The organism is Flavobacterium geliluteum, from assembly GCF_017948595.1.
In the GTDB taxonomy this organism is placed as follows: domain Bacteria; phylum Bacteroidota; class Bacteroidia; order Flavobacteriales; family Flavobacteriaceae; genus Flavobacterium; species Flavobacterium flavipigmentatum.
In genome coordinates, this window is record NZ_JAGFBV010000106.1 from 1 (window position 1) to 252 (window position 252).

Here is a 252-nt window from a genome sequence, read left to right on the forward strand (position 1 = left end):
TCAATGCTAAAATAAAAGCATTCAGATCAAAATTCAGAGGTGTGAGGAATGTGGAATACTTCCTTTTTAGACTCACTACTATTTATGCATAATTTTTATAACTCCACAGGTTTTCGTGTTGATCCGTACAATCTCTCGTACCATTATGAATCATTATCAAACCATATTGAACTATTTTGATAACAGAAGTACTAATGCTTCTGCAGAATCATTCAATGCTAAAATAAAAGCATTCAGATCAAAATTCAGAGG

At 31.7% G+C, this 252-nt stretch carries 1 protein-coding gene; it reads left to right on the top strand.

Features of this window, described 5'->3' with window-relative positions; all coding sequences use genetic code 11:
* Positions 1-145 precede the first annotated feature (145 nt).
* Positions 146-252 (top strand): transposase (locus tag J3495_RS19125; RefSeq protein ID WP_210668586.1); only part of this gene is annotated, 107 nt, incomplete at its 3' end.